This is a genomic window from Marinobacter sp., assembly GCF_041686475.1.
Lineage (GTDB): Bacteria > Pseudomonadota > Gammaproteobacteria > Pseudomonadales > Oleiphilaceae > Marinobacter.
In genome coordinates, this window is the sequence record NZ_JAWLDU010000049.1 from 1 (window position 1) to 22,668 (window position 22,668).

The following is a 22,668-nucleotide window of genomic DNA, read 5'->3' on the forward strand; positions in this document are numbered from 1 at the left end:
TTATGCCGGCTTTCTGAGCCACTGGAGCAAAATAATGAAGGACCATCAGAGCCCATCCGCAAAACACAAGGAAAACCTGCCTGAAGAACGCAGGGCGGCGTCCAGAGTAACGGTGATTGGCATGCTTCTGGATGCGTTTCTCGGCGTCATCAAGGTTATCGGCGGCGCGCTGTTCCATTCCCAGGCGTTGCTGGTAGACGGTATTCACTCATTCAGTGATGTTGTCTCTGATCTTGTGGTCCTTGGGGTTATGCGTGTGTCCCGGCAGGGCCCCGACGCCGACCATCCCTATGGCCATCAGCGAATCGAAACCATGGGTACCATGGTGTTAGGCAGTTTCCTCATTGCGGTTGGCGCTGCACTGGCGTGGGACAATGTCCTTCGGCTCATGGGAGAAGGCGCCGTTGACCTCCCCGAATGGCCTGTTCTGGCTGCTGCAGCCATATCCATTGGCAGTAAGGAATGGATTTACCGCTACACCCGCCATGTCGGCATCAGGATCCGCTCCGACCTTATCATCGCCAATGCCTGGCACAGCCGCACCGATGCATTTTCTTCCGTAATTGTGCTATTTTCCACGGTTGGCGCAATGCTTGGCTACGTCTGGCTGGACGTACTGGCTGCAGTGGTCATCTCCTCCATCATTATTCACATCGGCTGGAAATTCACCTGGGACAGCGTCAAAGAGCTGGTGGATACGGGGCTATCGCCGGAGGATACCGACCTGCTCAAGGAAATTGCCATGAACATCGACGGCGTGCGCAATATCCACGAGCTCCGAACCCGCCGCATGGGCCACGACATCATGCTGGACGTTCACCTTGTGGTGCGGCCTGAAATCAGCGTTTCCGAGGGCCACCAGATCGGGATGCACGTGGTTTCCGCCATGCGTGAGCAGCTGGACAATATTATTGACATCAATTTCCATATTGATGCCGAAAACGACGAAGACCACCTCCAGACTTCGGAGCAACTACCCAGCCGCGAAGAGATCCGGGAAAAACTGAGCAGGCATATCGACAACCTGCCACCTGACAGCCGGCTCAGGCTGCACTACCTGCGAAACAGGGTTTACATGGAGTTGTTCATGGAAATTCCCGAATCCGAAGCGCTCCCGGATGCCCGCAGGATCAGCCGCGAGCTGAACAGTTATCCCTGGTTTGGTAGCCTGCGAATCTGGCACGCCCACACGGATAGTCAGCCGGCGGTCTAGCGACGACGATTATCTTCCATGCGGGACAGGAATTCCTGCATGATCAGGGTGTACAACTCGCCACCCGGTTGCCAGACTGCTTGATATCCATACCGTATAGCCCGTTTCCGATCAGTCGGGTGGCATTCAGTGCCGCCTGAATCACGTTCCGGGGCACCTCGTAGGTGGGCATGGTTTCGAAACCGCCGCTGTCCACTTCCGCTCCGCCATGCTGGTAGATCTGCCAGTAGCCCCTGCACCATGAAATACTTACAGGCATAGATGGCACGACCGCCCGGCGCGCAGGGACTTTTCATCCCCCGGCCTGGTCACCCTCCTTGAGAATGCGCCATCCGGAATCTTGATGACCACAGGAAAACCCAATTCACCGATGACCTGTTCGGCGCTGTCTTTCTGGTCCTTGGGGCGGGTGCGGGGCTTACGGCTGAGATCGTTGAGGGTCATGACCGAGTGTTCAAGGATACCGTTCGCAACGACGACAAGAAGCGGGTTCTGGAACTGGTTCACGAAGGCTTCCTCCACGACAACCGGGTTCCGGTGATTCTGATCAGCACCTGGCAACTGAACCGCAGCCTCGTTCCCCACTGGGTAACCGTGTGCGCCATCGACGATCAGTTCGTCTACCTGCACGACCCGTAGATAGATACAGAGATCGGTGAAACCATCGCAGACAAACAGTACCTGCCGGTAGACCGCAGGGTGTTCGACCGCATGTCACGCTATGGCAGGAACCAGCCTTTGCAGGCAGCGGTTATAGTTGGGCCCAAGCGGGATGCCTAGCCGGTCCGCAAAGCCGCCTCTTTAAGCTCCGAAATATCATCCCGCACCCGGGCCGCAGTCTCGAAATCCAGATCGGCAGCAGCCTTGTACATATCGTCTTCCAGGCGGGTGATCTCCTTGAGAATCTCTTCTGGCGAGCGGTTGCCAGTCTTCGCACGGTACCTCTCGGCTTCCTCGGCGGCCTTCTCCCCGGGACGCTCGGCCTTGCGGCGACCGCGGCCACTACCGCCTCCGGCACCTTCCATGATATCCGCAATCTTCTTGTTCAGGCCCTGGGGCGTAATGCCGTGTAGCTCGTTGTGCTCTGTCTGTTTCGCCCGGCGGCGTTCGGTTTCATCGATTGCCCGTTGCATGGAGCCGGTTATCCGGTCGCCATAGAGAATCGCTTTGCCGTGGAGGTTACGGGCGGCACGGCCGATGGTCTGAATCAGGGAACGCTCGGAGCGCAGGAAGCCTTCCTTATCGGCATCCAGGATGGAAACCAGTGACACCTCGGGCATATCCAGACCTTCCCGCAGCAGGTTGATGCCTACCAGCACATCGAACTCGCCCCGGCGCAGGTCGCGGATGATCTCTACCCGCTCTACCGTATCAATGTCCGAGTGCAGATAGCGCACACGGATGTCGTGCTCCATCAGGAAGTCCGTAAGGTCTTCAGCCATGCGCTTGGTGAGCGTGGTCACCAGTACCCTTTCATTAACGTTGGTGCGCAGGCGGATCTCCGAGAGCAGGTCGTCCACCTGGGTGGACGCCGGGCGAACTTCGATTTCCGGATCCAGCAGGCCGGTTGGCCGGACCACCTGCTCAACCACCTGCCCTGCATGTTCGGCTTCGTAATTGCCGGGTGTGGCAGAGACGAACAGCATCTGCGGCGCAATCCGCTCCCACTCGTCAAACCGCATGGGCCTGTTATCCAGGGCCGAGGGCAGACGAAAGCCGTATTCCACCAGGGTTTCCTTGCGGGAACGGTCGCCCTTGTACATGGCACCGATCTGGGGAATAGTAACGTGGGATTCGTCCACCACCAGCAGGGCGTTGGGCGGCAGGTAATCAAACAGTGTCGGCGGCGCCTCCCCCGGATTTCGACCGGAGAGATAGCGGGAGTAGTTCTCGATACCATTACAGTAGCCCAGCTCCAGCATCATTTCGATGTCGTAGCGGGTGCGCTCTTCCAGCCGCTGGGCTTCCACCAGACGGTTGTTGTCACGTAGTTGTTGCAGGCGCTGTTCCAGCTCAATCTTGATGTGCTCCACCGCATTCAGAACCGTCTGCCTTGGTGTTACATAGTGGGACTTCGGATAGATAGTGACTCGCGGCACCCGGCGCAGTACTTCTCCGGTCAGCGGATCAAAGTAACTGAGGTTTTCCACTTCGTCATCGAACAGCTCGATCCGAATGGCCTCTTTCTCGGATTCCGCCGGGAAAACGTCGATCACATCGCCTCGCACCCGGTAGTTGGCGCGGTGGAATTCAACGTCGTTACGGGTGTACTGCAGTTCAGCCAGTCGGCGCAGGATATGCCGCTGGTCGATCTGGTCGCCCCGGTCCAGGTGCAACATCATTTTCAAGTATGACTGGGGGTCACCCAGACCGTAAATGGACGACACCGTGGCTACAATGATGGCATCCGGCCGCTCAAGCAGTGCTTTGGTGGCGGACAGGCGCATCTGCTCAATATGTTCGTTTATAGAGGCGTCTTTCTCTATGAAGGTGTCCGAAGACGGCACATAGGCTTCCGGCTGGTAGTAGTCGTAGTAGGAAACGAAATACTCCACCGCGTTGTCCGGGAAAAACTCCCGGAACTCACCATATAACTGTGCCGCCAGGGTTTTGTTATGGGCCATGATGATGGTTGGCCGCTGCACCTGCTGGATGACGTTGGCAATGGTAAAGGTCTTGCCAGAACCGGTAACGCCCAGCAGAGTCTGATGAGCAAGACCGGAATGGATGCCGTCCACCAGTCCGTCAATGGCTTTGGGCTGATCACCCGCTGGCTGAAACGGGGAATCGACCTTGAACGCGCCATCTTTCATGAGCGCGCCAGTTACTGAAGTGGCCATAGTCTGGAGACATCCTCCGTTCAATCCGGTTTGATTTACACAGCGACTTGCAGATATTGCGTTCTGCATGGAAACTTATCGTCACGCGGCCATCATGATACCATCTGTGCCATCCAGGGCGGCCTGAACATAGTGGAAACCACGACCTCTCAACCGCCCAAGCCCTATCAGACGCAGCTTTAAGGAGCGCAAGTTTGGACCTTCAACTTTCCAGCCGAGTACAGGCAATCAAGCCATCTCCCACCCTCGCAGTCACTAACAAGGCGGCAGAACTACGCGCTGCCGGCCAGGACATCATTGGCCTTGGCGCTGGCGAGCCGGACTTCGACACGCCGGATCACATCAAGCAGGCGGCCATTGAAGCCATCAATAACGGCCAGACCAAGTACACCGCCGTGGATGGTACGCCGGCCCTCAAGAAGGCGATCATCGCGAAGTTCAAACGGGACAACGGCCTGGAATACGAAGCCAACCAGATCCTCGTCAGCAGCGGCGGCAAACAGAGCTTTTTCAATCTCGCCCTGGCTACCCTGAACAAAGACGACGAAGCCATTATTCCGGCGCCCTACTGGGTTTCCTACCCGGATATGGTACTGGTGGCCGAAGGCAAGCCGGTGATCATCGAAACTGCCGCTGACACCCGCTTCAAGATCACCCCGGAACAGCTGGAAGACGCCATCACCGAGCGTACCCGTCTGTTCGTGATCAACAGTCCCTCCAACCCCAGCGGAATGGCCTACAGCTTGGAGGAACTGAAGGCGATTGGCGAAGTGCTGAAAAAGCACCCCCAGATCATGATCGCCACCGACGACATGTACGAGCCGATCCTGTGGACCGGCCAGCCGTTCTGCAACATCCTGAACGCCACGCCGGAGCTGTATGACCGTACCTTCGTGCTGAACGGTGTTTCCAAGGCCTATTCCATGACTGGCTGGCGAATCGGCTATGCCGCAGGACCGGCCAGAATCATCGGTGCCATGAAGAAGATCCAGTCCCAGAGCACCTCCAACCCGGCCTCCATCTCCCAGGCGGCTGCAACCGCTGCCCTGGATGGCCCTCAGGACTGTGTTCAGGAAATGGTTACCGCGTTCAAGGAACGCCACGACTACCTGGTAGAAGCGCTGAATGCCCTGCCCGGCGTCGAGTGCCTGCATGGCGACGGTACCTTCTATGTATTCCCGAGCTTCCAGGGAGCCATTGATGCGGATTCCGGGGTCAGCAATGACGTGGAATTTGCCGAGAAGCTGCTGAAAGAAGCAGGCGTTGCGCTGGTACCGGGCTCCGCTTTTGGTGCACCCGGCCACATGCGCCTGAGCTTTGCCACCGGCCTGGACACCCTTAAGCAGGCAATCGAGCGTCTGCAGAAGGCCCTGGGCTAAAATTTCCGGCAAGGGGTTGACGAGGCGTTGGGGTAACCTTAATATACGCGCCTCGTCACACGACGACGTTCCCCGATAGCTCAGTTGGTAGAGCAACGGACTGTTAATCCGTTTGTCGCTGGTTCGAGCCCAGCTCGGGGAGCCACTATTCCGAAAAGCCGCTAGTCCTCTGGATTAGCGGCTTTTTTCGTATTGGTGTTTGGTTTGGCTTCGGCCCCCTAGCCTGATGGTCTGGTGTTTCGGGAAGGAAGTCCTGCCTTGCCGTGGCACCGTTACCAGCAGGCTAGGGCCAAAACTAGAGACCAGGAACCAAAGTCAGAGCCCAATCACCTCAGAGTCAATAGCGTCAAGCGCCGCCAGAGGATCAGCAGCCTGGGTAATCGGGCGGCCGATGACCAGGTAGTCGGAACCGGCTTTAAGCGCATCCGTGGGAGTCATGATGCGTTGTTGGTCGCCTTTGTCCGCAGACAGGGGGCGGATGCCGGGGGTGACCAGTTTGAAATCGGCGCCCTGCTCCGCTTTCAACGCGGGGGCCTCCTGGGCTGAACAGACGACGCCGTCCAAGCCGCAGTTGCGGGTCAGGGTTGCCAGGCGGGAGACCTGGGCTTCGGGGGAACCTGCAATGCCGATACCGGCGAGATCTTCCGGCCCCATGCTGGTCAGGACGGTGACTGCAATCAGCAACGGCCGTTCCTTGCCGAAGCTGTCCAGGCGGTCGCGACAGGCGGTCATCATTTTTTCCCCGCCCGAGGCATGCACATTGACCATCCAGACACCCAGATCCGCCGCCGCCGCTACCGCCGCCGACGTGGTATTGGGAATGTCGTGGAATTTCAGATCCAGGAACACCTCGAATCCGCGGCCCTGAAGATCCCGAACCAGTTCCGGACCGGAACGGGTGAAGAGCTCCTTGCCTACTTTAAGACGGCATTTGGCCGGGTCCAGTTGATCAACCAGTGCCAGCGCAGGCTGATCAGACGGAAAATCCAGGGCAACAATGATTCGGGGGTTGTCGGGGGTTTGCACGGTCGGGTTCCTGAAGAATGTCGTTTAATGGGGTTATTCGGCTTCCACACCCTGAATCGGGCGAACGGTTTCCCACTGCTTGCAACTGGGGCACAACCAGTGCAACTGCTGGCCGGAGAAGCCACAGTTCGCACAGCGGTAAACCGGACGATTGGCCAGTATCAGGTGGCCGATACGGCTGACCAGACGGCCTTCGTCGGTGGTCATGCCCTTTTCATAACCGGCCAGTTCCACCAGGCGAAGCAGACCTCTGACACTGGGGCGCACTTCCAGTTCGCGGCGCAGCAATTCGATGGCGGCCATGCGACCTGAGGTGCGCTCAACCGATTCCACCAGTGCCAGCAGCAGGCTGGTGCTGGGCCAGGTTTCGTAGAACTTTCCGAGTTTTTTGACCAGGCGCCCTACGTCACCGTGTTCCCGCTCCAGTTTCATTAACCGGTCAACGGCTTCGGAGCCAAACTCGGAGTTCTGGTCGAACACTTTCAGGCTCTGGTTGGCGGCGTCCTTATAACTACCCTGGCGAACAAGAAGCTTCATCATGATGAACGTTGCTCTCACACAGGAGTTGTCGTACTCCAGGGCTTCCTTGGCCAGTTTCTGGGCCATCCAGCGGTCATCGTGCTTTAGGGAGTCCTCTGCCAGCTCGCAGGTAATGTAGGCCAGCATCTTGAACATGCCGGGGTCATGCTCACCCGTGGTCAGTGTCCGCGCCACCTGGGCAGCCTTACCCCATTCCTTTTCCTGCTGGTAGAGCTCAATCAGCTGGAGCGATGCCTTGCGGCCGTATTCCCGGTCCCCCATCAGCTGATGGAGCAGTGCTTCCGCCCGGTCCAGCAGGCCTGCGTTCAAGTAGTCGATGGCCAGCTCATAGGTTACTTGCTGGGAATAACGCGGCGGCAATTCCGGGCGCGCCAGCAGGTTCTGGTGAATGAGAATGGCACGATCGGTCTCGCCCTTATGGCGGAAATGGGCGCCAATGGACAGGTGCAGTCCAACCGTTTCCTTGTTCACGGCGAGAGACTGAACAAAGTTCTCTACCGCCTGGTCGGAATAATTGGTAAAGAGAAACTGCAGACGGTCCTTGACCGATTCTTCATCCGAGATGGGCGTTTTCGAGCGCTCTCTGGTACTGCCCATTCGCCCGACAAACCAACCTGCAGCCACCGCAATCGTCAGCAGCAGCCACTGAAGCACTATATCCATTAAAGCGTCCGGTCGTTCTGGGCCCTGGATTTCTCCAATGCCTGCTCGGTGCGAGCAAGCCGTTTCTCGAGGTTACGGCGGGAAACCGATGTACGGACGGTTGCAAGCATGGTAATCAGAACTCCAATCAAAGCGCCGATCACAAAAGACATGATGATCCAGACCGCTACGCCGTGGGGCTGGGTCTCGAAAAGCAGAAAGTTGAGGGATACTGCCATCTGATTATTAAGGGAAAAAACAAGTGCCACCAGAACCAGAAACAACACCAGCAGAATGAGAAGGACCTTCTGTAATCCGGCCATAGTCGCAACGCTCCAAGCGGACCTGATTGCTCAAACCAGGACCTGGTTAAAATCTTTCCCTTTAAGGGTAATCAGAAACCCTTTTTAAGGCTATCGTTAACCTGCTCCCGCAATTCCTTGCCTGGCTTGAAGTGGGGAACAAATTTAGCCGGTAACTGCACAGCTTCGCCGGTTTTGGGATTACGCCCGGTTCTGGCTGCCCGATGGTGCAGTGAAAAACTGCCGAAACCGCGGATTTCAATTCGCTGGCCATCCGCCAGTGACTGGGACATATGTTCTATGATGGTTTTTACAGCCAGTTCCACATCCTTCACTGAAAGCTGCGTCTGTTTGGACGCAATCAGCTCTACCAGTTCAGATTTTGTCATTGGGCTCATCCCTCTTCACATTATTATCGGATAGCCGGTTACCAGCTCCTTGTCTCTAGTTTAGCCAAACCAGAAAAAAACACAAAAAAAACGGGCTCTTAGAGCCCGTTTTTTTTCATACCAACCGGAGATCTTATTCCTTGTTGGCGTTTTGCTGCTGCATCTGCTCTTTGATGAGATCACCGATGGTGGTCGCACCCGAGGAAGATTCGGCAGTCTTGGCACGAACACCTTCCAGCGCTTGCTTGTCGTCTTCAACATCCTTCGATTTGACAGAAAGGTTGATGACGCGGTTCTTGCGGTCGATGCTGATGATCTTCGCTTCTACTTCGTCGCCTTCGTTCAGCGCGTTGCGTGCGTCTTCAACACGGTCACGGCTGATTTCGGAAGCCTTCAGAACGGCTTCAACTTCGTCGTTCAGGGTGATGGTCGCTGCTTTAGCATCAACAGCGGATACCGTGCCCTTGACGATGGAGCCCTTGTCGTTCAGCTGAACAAACTCGGCGAACGGATCGCTTTCCAGTTGCTTGATGCCGAGGGAGATACGCTCGCGCTCGGGATCAACAGACAGGATAACGGTTTCGACTTCGTCGCCCTTCTTGTATTCACGGACAGCCTCTTCGCCTGTCTCGTTCCAGCTGATGTCCGACAGGTGAACCAGACCGTCGATGCCACCGTCCAGGCCGATAAAGATACCGAAGTCAGTGATTGACTTGATCTTGCCGGAGATACGGTCGCCTTTGTTGAACCTGCTGGAGAAATCTTCCCAGGGATTGGCAACGCACTGCTTGATACCCAGGGAGATACGACGACGCTCTTCGTCGATGTCCAGAATCATCACGCCCACTTCGTCGCCAACCTGAACGACTTTGGACGGATGGATGTTCTTGTTGGTCCAGTCCATTTCAGACACGTGAACCAGGCCTTCAACACCTTCTTCCAGCTCGGCAAAGCAGCCGTAGTCGGTCAGGTTGGTTACACGTGCAGTAACCTTGGTGCCTTCCGGATAACGACCCTTGATATCAACCCAGGGATCTTCACCCAGCTGCTTCAGACCCAGTGATACGCGGTTACGCTCACGGTCAAATTTCAGAACCTTGACGTTGATCTCGTCACCGACATTGACGATTTCGCTCGGATGCTTGATACGCTTCCAGGCCATATCGGTAATGTGCAGCAGGCCGTCAACACCACCCAGATCCACGAACGCGCCGTAGTCGGTCAGGTTCTTGACGATACCCTTGATTTCCAGACCTTCGGTCAGGGTTTCGAGGAGAGCTTCACGCTCGGCACTGTTTTCAGCTTCCAGAACGGCGCGGCGGGAAACAACCACGTTGTTACGCTTCTGGTCGAGCTTGATAACCTTGAATTCGAGTTCCTTGTTCTCCAGGTGCGCGGTGTCGCGAACCGGACGAACATCTACCAGAGAGCCCGGCAGGAAGGCACGGATGCCGGCCAGATCGACGGTGAAACCACCCTTGACCTTGCCATTGATAACACCCTTAACCACTTCCTCAGCTTCGAAGGACTTCTCGAGTACCTTCCAGGCTTCAGCGCGCTTGGCTTTCTCACGGGACAGACGGGTTTCGCCGAAGCCGTCTTCAACAGCGTCGAGAGCTACGTCAACAACGTCGCCAATAGCAACTTCCAACTCGCCTTTTTCGTTAAGGAACTGGGAGGCGGGGATAACGCCTTCGGACTTCAGTCCGGCGTTAACGGTGACCCAGTCGTTATCGACGTCAACTACGGTTCCCTGGACGATGGAACCCGGTTGCATGTCAATTTCTTTTAGGCTTTCTTCAAAAAGATCCGCAAAGCTCTCGCTCATTATGTGTCCTATGTGATCAACGCAAGTTTACTCCGTGCTACCAGCAACACGGTCTGTTAGTTTCAATCCGGATTCAGCCAGTGGCTGGCCGATAACGCCGAACCCGGAATTTCAACGACAAAAAGGTGTAGTCAGGCCTGACCTGCTGCGGCCATAACCCTGACTAGCACCTCTTCTATACCCAAACCCGTCGAATCAATGACTTGCGCATCGTCTGCAGGCTTGAGCGGGGCGGCGGCGCGGTTCATGTCCCGCTCATCGCGCACCCGTATCTCCTCTAAAAGGGCGTCAATATTAACATCGACCCCGGCGTCCTTCAACTGGCTGTAACGTCTTTGCGCACGCTCTTCGGCACTGGCGGTCAAAAAGATCTTCACCGGCGCGTCCGGAAATACCACAGTGCCCATATCGCGACCGTCTGCCACCAGCCCCGGAGGCTTGCGGAAGTCACGCTGGCGCTGAAGCAGTGCATTGCGAACCGGCTGCATTACCGCAACCTTCGAGGCATTATCGCCACAGGTTTCAGTACGTATATCTGCGGTCACATCGGAGTTACCCATCAACACCTTCGCCGGCTCACCGGGCGGTGTGGGCTCAAATACCACATTCAGGTTGGCGGCAAGTCTCACCAATGCCGGCTCATCGTCCAGTGACACGCCCTGACGCTCGGCAGCCAAAGCAGTAAGACGGTAAAGCGCGCCGCTGTCGAGCAGGTGCCAGCCCAGCCTGCGAGCGAGCAACTGTGTAATGGTGCCCTTACCGGAGCCTCCAGGGCCGTCCACGGTAATCACCGGTGCCTTGGCTTCAACCATTATTCAGCTCCCCCGGCCGAGATATTGATCCCGGTCCACTTCGCCAGCTCTACAAAACCCGGAAAAGACGTGGCCACGTTGGCACAATCCGTCACTTCAATGCTGCCGCTGGCGCACAACGACGCCACCGAGAACGCCATGGCAATCCGGTGATCACCGTGACTGTTGACAGTGCCTCCCGCCATAGTCTGCCCGCCGTCGATGACAATACCATCGGGTGTGACAGTGGTTTCCACCCCCAGCACCGTCAGGCCATCGGCCATTACCTGGATACGGTCACTTTCCTTGACGCGAAGCTCCTCCGCACCACGCAGTACCGTTCTACCCTCCGCACATACGGCGGCGATGAACAGCACCGGAAATTCGTCGATGGCCAGGGGAACCTGATCTTCGGGGATGTCTATTCCTTTGAGATCCGCAGAACGGACACGGAGGTCGGCAACCGGCTCACCGCCGATCACTCGCTCTTCCAGAACTTCAATATTGGCGCCCATCATGCGCAGGATATTAATGACGCCGACGCGAGTTGGGTTCATACCCACATGGCGGATGGTCAGATCAGAACCCGACGCGATACTGGCGGCTACAAGGAAAAACGCTGCGGAAGAAATATCGGCAGGCACATCGATAGCAGTCGCTGTCAGGCGTCCGCCTCCGGTCACGCTCGCGGTCGCTATATCGCGGTAAACGTGATAACCGAAGCCTTCCAGCATGCGCTCGGTGTGATCCCGGGTAGGCGCAGGCTCGGTCACCGAGGTCACACCCTCTGCGTAGAGCCCTGCGAGCAACAGGCAGGATTTGACCTGGGCACTGGCCACGGGCATGTCATAGTGGATGCCGGTGAGACCATGGCCGCCACGGATCTTCAGCGGTGGCCGACCACCCTCTGCGGTATCAATAACCGCACCCATGGCCCGCAACGGGTCGGCGACGCGGCCCATGGGGCGCTTCGACAGACTTTCATCGCCAGTCAGCTCCGAGTCGAAAGGCTGCGCCGCCAGCAGCCCCGAGAACAGGCGCATGGCGGTGCCGGAATTGCCCAGATAGAGCGGGCCACGCGGCGCCTGCAGCCCGTTTATCCCCACCCCATGAATACGGACAAAGCCCTCATCGGGGCCCTCAATCGTCACACCCATATCGCGGAATGCCTGCAACGTGGCAAGGCTGTCTTCGCCTTCGAGGAACCCTTTCACTTCGGTGATGCCGTCTGCAAGAGCGCCGAGCATGATGGAGCGATGGGAAATGGATTTGTCACCCGGCACACGGATTTCGCCGGAAATACGGCCGCCTGGCTGAAGGCGGAACGTTACCTGTTTCTCACTGTTTTTTGTCACGTAAGCCTGTCCTGAAAGCATTTTCGAAAAATGTTCGCGCGCCGCTTTGGCGCGACTGAAAACCCGTAATAAAGTCGCACTGTCCTGATCGGCAATGGCGGTGCGGAGCTGGTCCAGATCGTGGGTGAAATGATCAATAACCCGCAGCACCGCGTCACGATTGGAGAGAAAGATATCGTGCCACATCACCGGGTCGCTGGCCGCAATCCGGGTAAAGTCCCGGAAACCGCCCGCAGCATACCGGAATATATCGAGATTCTCGTCTTCGCCCGCCAGCGTGTCCACCAGAGAAAAGGCAATCAGGTGCGGAAGATGACTTGTGGCAGCAAGAACTTCGTCGTGATACGCGACCGACATGGTTAGCACCGTAGCGCCGCACCCTTCCCAAAGGTCTTTGAGCTTGTCGAGATCCGGCTGGCTGACGTTCTCTGCCGGCGTCAGGATTACCTTGTGATTGGCAAACAAAGCGGAATCTGCCGCCCTGATTCCACTCTTCTCGGAACCGGCTATGGGATGGCCGGGAATGACCTTCGCAGGCAGTTCGCCGAACACCTCACGTACGTCATTAACAAAGCTGGTCTTGGTGCTGCCCACGTCCGTGAGCACTGCGTTACAGCCCAGGTGCGGGCGGATTTCTTCCAGCACTGTCCTTATAGCTTTTACAGGCACCGCCAGCACGACCAGATCGCTACCCGCCACCACCTCGGCAACAGAACCGGCAGCCTCATCGATAATGCCCAGTTCTTTACCAAGGGCCAACTCTTCTGGGCGCTTGTCGGTGCCGACGACAGTCACGGCCAGGCCGTTTTCGCGTATGGCCCGGGCCAGCGAACCGCCGATCAGGCCGAGGCCGATAACCGCAACGCGCTGGAACAGTGGTTGAGACCCGGGCACCTCAGGCTCCCTTTCCGGATTCTGCGGCTGCCAGTGAATCCAGTGCCCGGGCCAGAGATTCGATAAAGCGGTCATTCTCCTCGGGCAGGCCGATGGAGACCCGCAGGTGACCCGGCATACCGTAGCCACCAACCGGCCGGACAATCACGCCCTGATCCAGTAACAACCGATTCACATCGTTTGCCCAGTCACCCACATCCACCGCAATGAAGTTGCCGGCAGACGGAATATAGTTCAGGCCCATTTGTTCGAAGGCGGACTCAAGCTGCTTCATGCCTTCGGTGTTCACCTGCCGGGAACGCTGTAGGTAGGATTCGTCGCTCAACACGGCAGTAGCGGCAGTCAGCGCAAGCGAATCCACATTAAAAGGCTGACGCACCCGGTTGAGAATATTGGCTATTTCAGGGGAACTTATACTGTAGCCGACCCGCAGCGAGGCGAGCCCCCAGGCCTTGGAGAAGGTGCGTGTAACAATCAGGTTAGGGAACCGCTCCAGCAATGACACACCATCAACATACCCCATGCCCTGAAGGTATTCGCAGTAGGCTTCATCGAGAACCACCAGCACATGCGCGGGAATGCGGGCAAGAAACGCCTCGATGGCCTCGCCACCATGAACCGTGCCGGTGGGATTGTTGGGGTTGGCCACAAACACCAGCTTTGTGCGGTCCGTTACAGCCTCAGCCATAGCATTCAGGTCATGACCATACTCTTTGGCAGGGACCGAGACGCCAGTGGCACCAATTGCCTGGGTCACCAGGGCATAAATGGCAAAGGCATACTGAGAAAACACCACTTCGCAGGCAGGATCGGCAAAGCACCGGGCAATCACTTCCAGCACATCGTTGGACCCGTTGCCGAGGGTTATCTGCGACGGCACAACACCATAGCGCGCTGACAGCGCCTGTTTAAGCTCGAAACCATTGCCATCAGGGTAGCGGCAGAGCTCACCCAGAGTCTTCTGCACAGCCGCAAGCACTTTCGGGCTGGGCCCAAGGGGGTTTTCATTGCTTGCCAGCTTGATGATGCTGTCGGGGTCAAGACCCAGTTCCCGCGCCAGCTCGTCAATGGGCTTGCCAGGCTGGTAGGGAGATAACGCCTGTACACCTTTGACCGCCAGACTTTGGTAATCAATCGACATGTCACCCTTCCTCAGCAATTGGTGTTTCGTTACAGGACCCCGATGGGATAGGACCCAAGGCGCTTTAACTCTACGGCCTCTTCATCGATTTCAGAGAGCACCTTACTGACCTGCCCGTCATCCACGTGGCCTTCAAAGTCGATGTAGAACACGTAGGCCCAGGTGCCGCTCGGCGATGGCCGCGTCTCGATGCGCGTCAGGCTCAGGCCGTGCTTGTGGAACGGCTCCAGCAACTGGTAGAGCGCACCGGGTTTGTTACGCATGGACACGAGTATGGAAGACTTGTCACTGCCACTGGCCGGCACTTCCTCGCGCCCGATAATCAGGAAGCGGGTGGTGTTGTCAGGGCGGTCTTCAATGCTGGTGGCCAGCATTTCCAGGCCGTAGAGCTCTGCCGCCATATCACCGGCTATGGCTGCCGTACCCGGTTCTTCTGCTGCACGTCTCGCCGCCTCGGCATTACTGCTGACGGTGACACGCTCGATGCCATACCGGTGCGCATCCAGCCACTGCCGGCATTGGGCAAATGACTGCTGGTGGGAATAGATGCGGACAATTTCCTGGTTCTTGTGCTTTGGCGACACCATCAGGTGATGGTGGATCCGCAGCTGGACTTCACCGCAGATTTTCAGCGGCGAGGTCATGAACATGTCCAGGGTATGGTTGATCATGCCTTCGGTGGAGTTCTCCACGGGAACCACGCCATAGTGGGCGGCGCCGGATTCCACCTCGCGGAAAACCGCATCGATGGCCGGCAGCGGAACGCTGACCACCGAATGGCCAAAGTGCTTGAGCGCCGCAGCCTGGGTAAAGGTACCAATCGGTCCCAAGAAGGCGATATGCATGGGCTTTTCAAGCGCAAGGCAGGCGGACATGATCTCCCGGAACAACCGGGCCATCTCTTCACCCGACAATGGCCCGGGGTTGCTATCCTTGATGCGCCGCAACACCTGGGCTTCGCGCTCCGGACGATAGAAAAACACATCCTCGCCGGGGTTGGCCTCCATTTTTACCCGGGCCACTTCCTGGGCGCACTCGGCCCTTTTGCTGATCAGCTCCATGATTTCCCGGTCCAACCGGTCAATCTCTTGCCTCAGCTGCCCCAGACGCACCTGCTCATCACTGTTCATGATCAGCCCCGCTCCTTCGCAAATACGGTCATGTAGTCGATCAGCGCATCAACGCCCGCTTCGGGCATGGCGTTATAGATGCTTGCGCGCATACCGCCCACGGAGCGATGGCCCTTGAGATTCAGCAGACCACGTTCATTCGCTCCTTGCAGGAAGGCGTCGTTGAGGGCCTCGTCCGCGAGAGTGAAAGGAACGTTCATCCACGAACGAAACCGCGGCGAGATCGGGTTGGCGTAGAAATCGTTCTCGTCAATAAAGCCATACAGCTTGCTGGCTTTGCGACGGTTAATCTCTCCCATTGCCGTGACACCGCCCTGCTCTTTCAGCCATTTGAACACCAGGCCGGCCAGGTACCATGAATACGTCGCCGGCGTGTTGTACATGGAGCCGTTATCCGCAATCACCTGGTAGTTCATCATCGTAGGCGTGATCTCGAGAGCCTTGCCCAACAGATCCTTGCGAATAATGACCACCACGAGACCGGAAGGCCCAATGTTCTTCTGGGCACCGGCGTAGATCAGGCCGAATTTCGAGACGTCCAGCGGGCGTGACAGCATGGTGGAGGACATGTCCGCAACCAGCGGCACGGAACCGCTCTCGGGTACAAAATCAAACTCCAGGCCACCGATAGTTTCGTTGGGCGTATAGTGCAGGTAGGCCGCATCAGCACTAGTATTCCAGCTGTCCGGGCCGGGAACACTGGTAAAGCCATCTGCTTCGCTGCTGGCCGCCACATTAACCCGGGCATACCGGCTCGCCTCGGCAATGGCCTTCTTCGACCAGATGCCGGTATTGACGTAATCCGCAGATGTCCTGTCGCCCAGCAGGTTCAGTGGAATGGTTGCGAACTGGCTGGAAGCCCCGCCCTGCATAAAGAGCACCGCATAATCGTCGGGAACCCCGGCGAGGTCCCGGAGATCCTTTTCGGCGGTATCGGCGATTTCCACGAACTCGTCACCGCGATGGCTCATTTCCATCACCGACATGCCGCTGCCGCGCCAGTCCAGCATTTCTTCCCGCGCCTGTTGCAGCACGGGCTCCGGCAAGGTTGCCGGGCCTGCACAAAAGTTATACGCCCTGCTCATCGTCCTCACCATCGACAATGGTTTCACCATCTACTACTAAACCGGCCTCATCTTCTGCATCGGTTTCGGCAATACGCTCAACACCCACAAGACGTTCATCTTCCTGGCTCAGCTTGATCAGGCGAACACCCTGGGTATTGCGGCTCAGAATCGAAACTTCATCGGTGCGGGTACGTACCAGCGTGCCCTTATCAGAGATCAGCATCATTTCGTCGCCATCAAACAACTGCAATGCCCTGACCAGGTTACCGTTACGCTCGGAACACTGCATGGCAATAACGCCCTGGCTGCCCCGGCTGTATGTCGGGAACTCGTCAAAGGTGGTGCGCTTGCCGTAGCCATTTTCACTGGCTGTCAGCAACACTGCACCCTCCTGGGGAATGATCAGCGAGACCACGTGATGCCCTGCCGGCATCTTGATGCCACGAACGCCACGGGCTGTCCGGCTCATCGGACGTACCGCCTCTTCATTGAAGCGCACGGCCTTGCCGGCGGTGGAGAACAGCATGACTTCCGCATCGCCCTTGGTAATGGCCGCGCCAATCAGGGTGTCGCCCTCGTCCAGCGACAGGGCAATCAGGCCACTGCTGCGCGGGCGGGAGAAGTTCGGTAATGGGGTTTTCTTTACCACACCGGCGGACGTTGCCATCAGCACATACTGATCTTCCGGGTAATCACGAACCGGCAGGAAGGTGGTGATACGCTCACCCTCATCCAGCGGCAGGATATTCACCATCGGGCGACCGCGTGAGGCACGGCTTGCACGGGGAATTTCAAATACCCTCAGCCAGTAAACCTTGCCCCGGTTGGAGAAGCACAGAATGGTGTCGTGGGAGTTGGCAACCAGCAGTTTCTCGACGAAATCCTCGTCTTTCATGGATGTTGCAGCCTTGCCACGGCCACCACGGCGCTGGGCCTGATAGTCTTCAACAGCCTGGGTCTTGGCGTAACCACCGTGAGAGATGGTCACCACCAGATCTTCCTCGTCGATCAGATCGGCAATAGTCAGGTCACGCTTGGAGCTGGTAATTTCGGTAAGACGCTTGTCGCCAAACTCGGTAACAATGGCTTCCAGCTCTTCCCGGATAACCTGCATCAAACGGTCCGGATCCGCCAGAATTTCCAGCAGATCAGCGATCTTTTCAAGGATTTCCTTGTACTCATTTTGCAGCTTCTCGGTCTCAAGACCGGTCAGGCGGTGCAGGCGCAGATCCAGGATTGCCTGTGCCTGTTCCGGCGACAGGTGATACAGGCCCTTGCGCAAACCATAGATCTCCGGCAGGTCGTCCGGTCGACAGGCGTCTTCGCCCGCACGCTCCAGCATGCCAAGAACGTCACCCGGAGCCCAACCCTGAGCCATCAGCTTTTCTTTTGCCTCGGCCGCTCCCGGAGAAGCCTTGATAAGGGCGATAATTTCATCAATATTCGCCAGCGCTACCGTCAGGCCTTCCAGGATATGGCCGCGGTCCCGGGCTTTGCGCAATTCGTAGATGGTGCGGCGGGTAACCACTTCCCGGCGGTGGCGAACAAACGCATCCAGCATTTCCTTCAGGTTGAGGATCTTCGGCTCACCGTTGATCAGCGCAACCATGTTGATGCCGAATACAGTCTGAAGCTGGGTATGGGCGAACAGGTTGTTGACGATCACGTCCGGATTCTCACCACGGCGCAGCTCGATCACTACTCGTATGCCTTCCTTGTTGGACTCGTCCCGCAGCTCGGTAATGCCTTCCAGGCGTTTCTCTTTAACCAGCTCTGCAATTTTCTCGATCAGCCGTGCCTTGTTCAGCTGGTAAGGCAGCTCGGTAATGATGACGGCATCACGGTTGGTTTTCTTGTCATGCTCGATTTCATGACGGGCGCGGATGTAGATGCGCCCGCGGCCGGTGCGATAGGCCTCAACAATACCGGCGCGGCCATTGATAATGCCTTCGGTGGGAAAGTCCGGCCCCGGAATGTGCTGCATCAGATCGTCAACGGTCATATCCGGGTTGTCGATCAGCGCCAGGCAACCATTCACGATTTCAGTGAGGTTGTGGGGCGGAATGTTGGTAGCCATACCCACGGCAATACCGGATGAGCCGTTGACCAGCAGATTCGGAACCCGCGTGGGCAATACTTCCGGAATCTGCTCGGTGCCGTCGTAGTTGGGGACGAAATCAACCGTTTCCTTTTCCAGATCCGCCAGCAGGGAGTGGGCAATCTTCTCCATGCGGATCTCGGTGTAACGCATGGCGGCTGCGTTATCACCATCGATGGAGCCAAAGTTGCCCTGGCCATCCACCAGCGGATATCGCAGGGAGAAGGGCTGGGCCATACGGACAATGGTGTCGTAAACAGCGGAATCACCATGGGGATGGTATTTACCGATAACGTCACCCACCACGCGGGCGGACTTCTTGTAAGCCTTGTTCCAGTCGTTATTGAGCTCGGACATGGCAAACAGTACGCGGCGGTGTACCGGCTTGAGGCCGTCCCGCACATCCGGAAGCGCACGACCGACGATGACGCTCATGGCGTAATCGAGGTAGGACTGCTTCAGCTCATCTTCAATATTTACCGGCAGGATCTCTTTGGCTAACTCACCCATCGAGAAAGGTTCCTTTGCATTTGCTGGAAGTCGTTTCAGGGCCCTTCAGAGCGCCCCATAGTTATTCTTTAACAAGCGGCCAATACTACCACATTCAACCCTTTAGCGGGGCATAAGGCAGTGTCCGTCAGTCAAAAACCACGGTCTTGTTTTCGTAGGTGATCACGCGGTCTTCAATGTGCGCTCTCAACCCCCGGGACAGGGCATTTTTCTCCACGTCTTTGCCCAGGCGCACCAAGTCTTCGATGGAGTCACTGTGGCTGACGCGGATCACATCCTGCTCGATAATGGGGCCTTCATCCAGATCCTGCGTCACGTAGTGGCAGGTAGCACCTATCAGCTTCACACCGCGGCTGTACGCCTGGTGGTATGGCCGGGCGCCGGCGAAGGACGGCAGGAAGCTATGATGGATGTTAATCACCTTGCCTGAGTATTTTTCGCACAGACTGGCCGGCAGTATTTGCATGTACCGGGCCAGAACAACCACATCGGCCTCGTAGCCTTCGATCAGGCCATCCACCTCACCGAACGCTTCATCGCGGTTGTTCTTGTCCACGGCAATGCAGTGATAGGGTATTTCGTGCCACTCCACCATGCGCCTGAGATCTTCATGGTTGGAGATGACGGCAACGATCTCGGCATTGATTTCCTTGCTGTGCCAGCGATGAAGCAGGTCGGCCACGCAGTGGGACTCCTTGCTGCACATAAGGATGACTTTCTTGGGCCGGGCCGAATCAGCGATGTGCCAGTTCATATCGAACTCACGGGCAATGGGCTCGAAGGCAATACGGAACTGCTCAAGCCCGAACGGAATCGAGTCGGCCTTGATTTCGTGCCGCATGAAAAACCAGCCAGTCTGGGTATCGGAATGGTGGCTCGCCTCAGTAATCCAGCCATTGTAGGTCGACAGAAAGTTACTGACCTTGGCGACGATCCCCACCCGGTCCGGGCAGGAAATTACAAGACGATAGGTATGCTCCATGGAAGCCTTTCCTTAATCTGGTCCGGGAAAGCGGGCGCGCAGGTTCACACCCTTAAAAATGACCGGCTATGATAGCCTATCTGAGCATCAGAAACGAGGCGCACTGACATGGACAGACACCCCCTACAGGTACGTATGAAGAAAGCCGTACCGGGCCATTCACTGGCCACGAAACTGATCATTACCATTTCATTACTCCTGCCACTGCAGCCCGCCCTGGCCGACGCCATTCTTGAAGGGCAGAGGCATCACCCGGTCAAAGCAACAAACGGGATGGTGGCGACCAGCCACACGCTGGCCACAGAAGTGGCACTCGAGGTTCTCAGAGACGGCGGCAATGCCATGGATGCAGCGGTCACCGCCGGTTTTGCACTGGCCGTCACCCAGCCGCGCTCCGGGAACATCGGCGGCGGGGGTTTCATGCTTTACGCGCCCGGCAACGGCGAAGCCGTTGAAGCCATCGACTACCGCGAGAAAGCGCCGGCCGCAGCCACGGAAACGATGTTCCAGGATGATGACGGTGAGGTGGTGCCGAACCGCAGCCGTTTCACCCACAAGGCAGCCGGGGTGCCCGGCACCGTCGCCGGCCTCGCCATGGCACTGGAGCGGCATGGCACACTGCCCCTGGAGCAGGCGCTGGCGCCGGCAATAATACTGGCGCGGGAGGGCTTTGTGGTGCCCGACCGTTTTACAGAGGGCCTGGAGCAGGCCCGCGAGCGGCTGGAGCGATGGCCCGCCACCCTTGAAACCTTTTATAAAGAGGATGGTTCGGCCTGGCAGCCCGGCGAACGCTTCCGGCAGCCGGAACTGGCAGACACCCTGCAGCGCATTGCCGACCAGGGCATCGAAGGTTTCTATGAGGGCAAAACTGCACAACTCATCGCGGAAGAAATGGAGCGTCACGACGGTCTTATTACTCTGGATGACCTGAAAAACTACCAGCCACAAATTCGCCAACCGGTCCACGGCAGCTACCGGGGCCACGACATCTATTCCATGTCGCCGCCCTCCTCCGGTGGTACCCATATTGTTCAGATACTCAATATCCTTGAGGGCTTCCCGCTCGCCGAGTTTGGCCAAAATTCCGCTGCCAGCATTCACCACATGGCCGAAGCCATGAAACTGGCCTACGCAGACCGGGCAGAGTTCCTTGGGGATACCGACTTTGTGGATGTGCCCCTCAGTGGGCTGACCAGCAAGGCGTATGGCGAATCACTTCGCAAAACCATCGACTCGGACAAGGCCCGCCCCTCCTCCGACATCCGCGCCGGCGATCCGGAAACCTATGAAAGCCCGGAAACCACTCATTTCTCAATCGTCGACCGCTGGGGCAATGCCGTTTCCAACACCTACACCATCAACTTCAGTTACGGTTCCGGCATTACAGTGACCGGCGCCGGCTTCCTGCTGAACAACGAAATGGATGATTTCAGCGCCAAACCGGGTGAACCCAACGCCTATGGACTGATCGGTGGTGAGGCTAATAAGGTGGAACCAGCCAAACGCATGCTGAGCTCCATGTCGCCGACCATCATCAGGCGCGATAGCCGCAACTATCTGGTCACCGGCAGCCCCGGTGGCTCGCGAATTATCACCACCACCTTGCAGGTGGTGCTCAATGTAATTGACCATAATATGAACATACAGTCTGCGGTCAGTGCACCAAGGATTCATCACCAGTGGCTTCCGGACGAGATCCGCATTGAGCAGGGTATCAGCCCCGATACCGTGCGGTTACTGGAGAAGAAAGGCCACAAGATGGTAAGTGGTAGTGCCATGGGTGCTATCCAGAGCATACTGATCGACAGCGATGGCACTCTGCATGGCGGCGCGGACCCGCGCCGCAGCACATCGTCAGCCATGGGTTACTGAACCCGGGAGGTAATATGTTTTTATCAGTGCAATTAAGTTGTTATCCACTCGCCGATGACTACAAGCCACCCATCCGGGCGCTGATTGAGCGGCTGGAAAAAAGTGGGTTGGAAATCTATCCCGGGCGCATGAGCACAGAGATGTTCGGGGAATACGATGAGGTGATGCGGGTGCTTTCAGACACCATGAAATGGTCGTTCGAGGAGTACGGCAAATCGGTATTCGTGGCCAAGATCATGGAAGGTGACCGCAGGCCAAGACCATAACAAGCCAGCGGACTGGGCCGTGGGTAGCGCCCTACCCGCGGCCAATGAACAGCGCGCCGACCAGCACAAGGCCCAGGAACGCCACAACCATGTTGACTGCGAGCCCCCAGCGGAACCCGTATCCGGTGGGAAACTCCGCCGGACTGAGAGTACGCAACAGGGCGCGAAACTGGCGCGACGACCACACCGCGGCAAAAGCCCCCAGCAGAATAAACAGAATGCCAATCCAGAATCCCAGCATGGCATTCACCACGCCCACGCTCTCCGGCGCCAACACATGCAGCAGCAGGCCTGCCCGTTCGATCAGAAAACCGAACGCGATGAAGGACAGACTGGTGCGATTCCAGGCAAGCAAAGTGCGCTCGGCAGCGAACAGAACTCTCGGGTCTTTCAGGTCAGACAT

At 57.3% G+C, this 22,668-nt stretch carries 18 protein-coding genes, 1 tRNA gene and 2 pseudogenes; 6 read left to right on the top strand and 15 right to left on the bottom strand.

Annotated elements, in window-relative coordinates; genetic code table 11:
• Positions 1 to 34 precede the first annotated feature (34 nt).
• Positions 35 to 1,213 carry a cation diffusion facilitator family transporter gene (locus tag ACESMB_RS11460; RefSeq protein ID WP_372925414.1) on the top strand — a complete coding sequence of 393 codons (1,179 nt, stop codon included), beginning with the start codon at positions 35 to 37 and terminating at the stop codon, positions 1,211 to 1,213.
• On the opposite strand, the pseudogene ACESMB_RS11465 reads toward ACESMB_RS11460, so the two are convergent.
• Positions 1,210 to 1,615, bottom strand: a pseudogene (locus tag ACESMB_RS11465) (RimK family alpha-L-glutamate ligase); the annotation flags it as partial. The gene ACESMB_RS11460 and the pseudogene ACESMB_RS11465 overlap by 4 nt on opposite strands.
• A gap of 48 nt (positions 1,616 to 1,663) precedes the next feature.
• Between ACESMB_RS11465 and ACESMB_RS11470 the strand changes: the two are divergent.
• Positions 1,664 to 1,993 (top strand): annotated as a pseudogene (locus ACESMB_RS11470) (peptidase C39 family protein); the annotation flags it as partial.
• Here ACESMB_RS11470 and uvrB read toward each other — a convergent pair.
• Positions 1,990 to 4,026, bottom strand: coding sequence for an excinuclease ABC subunit UvrB (uvrB, locus tag ACESMB_RS11475; RefSeq protein ID WP_372971586.1), 2,037 nt, complete (start codon positions 4,024 to 4,026; stop codon positions 1,990 to 1,992). The pseudogene ACESMB_RS11470 and the gene uvrB sit on opposite strands and share 4 nt — an antisense overlap.
• A 221-nt stretch (positions 4,027 to 4,247) precedes the next feature.
• Between uvrB and ACESMB_RS11480 the strand changes: the two genes are divergently transcribed.
• Together ACESMB_RS11480 and ACESMB_RS11485 are read left to right on the top strand one after the other, a co-directional pair.
• Positions 4,248 to 5,432, top strand: a complete 1,185-nt coding sequence (locus ACESMB_RS11480) for a pyridoxal phosphate-dependent aminotransferase (RefSeq protein ID WP_372971580.1) — start codon at positions 4,248 to 4,250, stop codon at positions 5,430 to 5,432.
• 69 nt (positions 5,433 to 5,501) lie between these two features.
• A tRNA-Asn gene (locus ACESMB_RS11485) sits at positions 5,502 to 5,577 on the top strand.
• Between the two features lie 170 nt (positions 5,578 to 5,747).
• Here the strand turns inward: ACESMB_RS11485 and pyrF are convergent.
• The 12 genes from pyrF to purU all read right to left on the bottom strand — a co-directional run bounded on the left by pyrF (position 5,748) and on the right by purU (position 20,127).
• Positions 5,748 to 6,458, bottom strand: a complete 711-nt coding sequence (gene pyrF / locus ACESMB_RS11490) for an orotidine-5'-phosphate decarboxylase (RefSeq protein WP_372925416.1) — start codon at positions 6,456 to 6,458, stop codon at positions 5,748 to 5,750.
• Positions 6,459 to 6,491: 33 nt separating this feature from the next.
• The gene (gene lapB / locus ACESMB_RS11495; RefSeq protein WP_372925417.1) at positions 6,492 to 7,661 is read right to left on the bottom strand and encodes a lipopolysaccharide assembly protein LapB; all 1,170 of its coding nucleotides are present in this window, start codon (positions 7,659 to 7,661) and stop codon (positions 6,492 to 6,494) included.
• The gene (locus ACESMB_RS11500; RefSeq protein ID WP_027831725.1) at positions 7,661 to 7,963 is read right to left on the bottom strand and encodes a LapA family protein; all 303 of its coding nucleotides are present in this window, start codon (positions 7,961 to 7,963) and stop codon (positions 7,661 to 7,663) included. Before ACESMB_RS11500 ends, lapB begins: the two co-directional genes overlap by 1 nt.
• Positions 7,964 to 8,034: 71 nt before the next feature.
• Entirely contained in the window at positions 8,035 to 8,331 is a 297-nt protein-coding gene (locus tag ACESMB_RS11505) for an integration host factor subunit beta (RefSeq protein ID WP_007154691.1), read from the bottom strand.
• 133 nt (positions 8,332 to 8,464) lie between these two features.
• Positions 8,465 to 10,159 (bottom strand): 30S ribosomal protein S1, encoded by a 1,695-nt coding sequence (gene rpsA, locus ACESMB_RS11510; protein ID WP_027831724.1) that lies wholly within the window; start codon positions 10,157 to 10,159, stop codon positions 8,465 to 8,467.
• Between the two features lie 131 nt (positions 10,160 to 10,290).
• Positions 10,291 to 10,971 carry a (d)CMP kinase gene (cmk, locus tag ACESMB_RS11515; RefSeq protein ID WP_372971581.1) on the bottom strand — a complete coding sequence of 227 codons (681 nt, stop codon included), beginning with the start codon at positions 10,969 to 10,971 and terminating at the stop codon, positions 10,291 to 10,293.
• Complete coding sequence (locus ACESMB_RS11520; RefSeq protein WP_372925435.1) at positions 10,971 to 13,199, bottom strand: bifunctional prephenate dehydrogenase/3-phosphoshikimate 1-carboxyvinyltransferase; 2,229 nt, start codon at positions 13,197 to 13,199, stop codon at positions 10,971 to 10,973. The genes cmk and ACESMB_RS11520 overlap by 1 nt, the downstream gene beginning before the upstream one ends.
• Position 13,200: 1 nt before the next feature.
• On the bottom strand, positions 13,201 to 14,340 hold the full coding sequence (gene hisC, locus ACESMB_RS11525; protein WP_372971582.1) for a histidinol-phosphate transaminase: 1,140 nt from the start codon (positions 14,338 to 14,340) through the stop codon (positions 13,201 to 13,203).
• A gap of 29 nt (positions 14,341 to 14,369) precedes the next feature.
• Positions 14,370 to 15,470 carry a prephenate dehydratase gene (pheA, locus tag ACESMB_RS11530; RefSeq protein WP_372925420.1) on the bottom strand — a complete coding sequence of 367 codons (1,101 nt, stop codon included), beginning with the start codon at positions 15,468 to 15,470 and terminating at the stop codon, positions 14,370 to 14,372.
• Positions 15,471 to 15,472: 2 nt separating this feature from the next.
• Positions 15,473 to 16,555: a 3-phosphoserine/phosphohydroxythreonine transaminase gene (gene serC, locus ACESMB_RS11535; protein WP_372971583.1), complete on the bottom strand. Its 1,083-nt coding sequence runs from the start codon at positions 16,553 to 16,555 to the stop codon at positions 15,473 to 15,475.
• Positions 16,539 to 19,145, bottom strand: a complete 2,607-nt coding sequence (gyrA, locus tag ACESMB_RS11540; protein ID WP_372925422.1) for a DNA gyrase subunit A — start codon at positions 19,143 to 19,145, stop codon at positions 16,539 to 16,541. The genes serC and gyrA overlap by 17 nt, the downstream gene beginning before the upstream one ends.
• A gap of 127 nt (positions 19,146 to 19,272) precedes the next feature.
• Positions 19,273 to 20,127 (bottom strand): formyltetrahydrofolate deformylase, encoded by an 855-nt coding sequence (purU, locus tag ACESMB_RS11545; RefSeq protein WP_372925423.1) that lies wholly within the window; start codon positions 20,125 to 20,127, stop codon positions 19,273 to 19,275.
• Between the two features lie 108 nt (positions 20,128 to 20,235).
• On the opposite strand from purU, the gene ggt reads away from it, so the two are divergent.
• Together ggt and ACESMB_RS11555 are read left to right on the top strand one after the other, a co-directional pair.
• On the top strand, positions 20,236 to 21,999 hold the full coding sequence (gene ggt / locus ACESMB_RS11550) for a gamma-glutamyltransferase (protein WP_372971584.1): 1,764 nt from the start codon (positions 20,236 to 20,238) through the stop codon (positions 21,997 to 21,999).
• A 14-nt stretch (positions 22,000 to 22,013) separates the two neighbouring features.
• Positions 22,014 to 22,265: a thiamine-binding protein gene (locus ACESMB_RS11555; RefSeq protein ID WP_372971585.1), complete on the top strand. Its 252-nt coding sequence runs from the start codon at positions 22,014 to 22,016 to the stop codon at positions 22,263 to 22,265.
• A 31-nt stretch (positions 22,266 to 22,296) separates the two neighbouring features.
• Here the strand turns inward: ACESMB_RS11555 and ACESMB_RS11560 are convergent.
• Positions 22,297 to 22,668: YidH family protein (locus ACESMB_RS11560; RefSeq protein ID WP_372925426.1), on the bottom strand; the 372-nt coding region annotated here is incomplete at its 5' end.

Coding starts and splice junctions, on each gene's coding strand:
- ACESMB_RS11460 (WP_372925414.1), top strand. CDS start 35: ATGAAGGACCATCAGAGCCCATCCGCAAAACACAAGGAAAACCTGCCT.
- uvrB (WP_372971586.1), bottom strand. CDS start 4,026: ATGAAAGATGGCGCGTTCAAGGTCGATTCCCCGTTTCAGCCAGCGGGT.
- lapB (WP_372925417.1), bottom strand. CDS start 7,661: ATGGATATAGTGCTTCAGTGGCTGCTGCTGACGATTGCGGTGGCTGCA.
- ACESMB_RS11500 (WP_027831725.1), bottom strand. CDS start 7,963: ATGGCCGGATTACAGAAGGTCCTTCTCATTCTGCTGGTGTTGTTTCTG.
- ACESMB_RS11505 (WP_007154691.1), bottom strand. CDS start 8,331: ATGACAAAATCTGAACTGGTAGAGCTGATTGCGTCCAAACAGACGCAG.
- rpsA (WP_027831724.1), bottom strand. CDS start 10,159: ATGAGCGAGAGCTTTGCGGATCTTTTTGAAGAAAGCCTAAAAGAAATT.
- cmk (WP_372971581.1), bottom strand. CDS start 10,971: ATGGTTGAAGCCAAGGCACCGGTGATTACCGTGGACGGCCCTGGAGGC.
- hisC (WP_372971582.1), bottom strand. CDS start 14,340: ATGTCGATTGATTACCAAAGTCTGGCGGTCAAAGGTGTACAGGCGTTA.
- pheA (WP_372925420.1), bottom strand. CDS start 15,470: ATGAACAGTGATGAGCAGGTGCGTCTGGGGCAGCTGAGGCAAGAGATT.
- serC (WP_372971583.1), bottom strand. CDS start 16,555: ATGAGCAGGGCGTATAACTTTTGTGCAGGCCCGGCAACCTTGCCGGAG.
- gyrA (WP_372925422.1), bottom strand. CDS start 19,145: ATGGGTGAGTTAGCCAAAGAGATCCTGCCGGTAAATATTGAAGATGAG.
- purU (WP_372925423.1), bottom strand. CDS start 20,127: ATGGAGCATACCTATCGTCTTGTAATTTCCTGCCCGGACCGGGTGGGG.
- ggt (WP_372971584.1), top strand. CDS start 20,236: ATGGACAGACACCCCCTACAGGTACGTATGAAGAAAGCCGTACCGGGC.
- ACESMB_RS11555 (WP_372971585.1), top strand. CDS start 22,014: ATGTTTTTATCAGTGCAATTAAGTTGTTATCCACTCGCCGATGACTAC.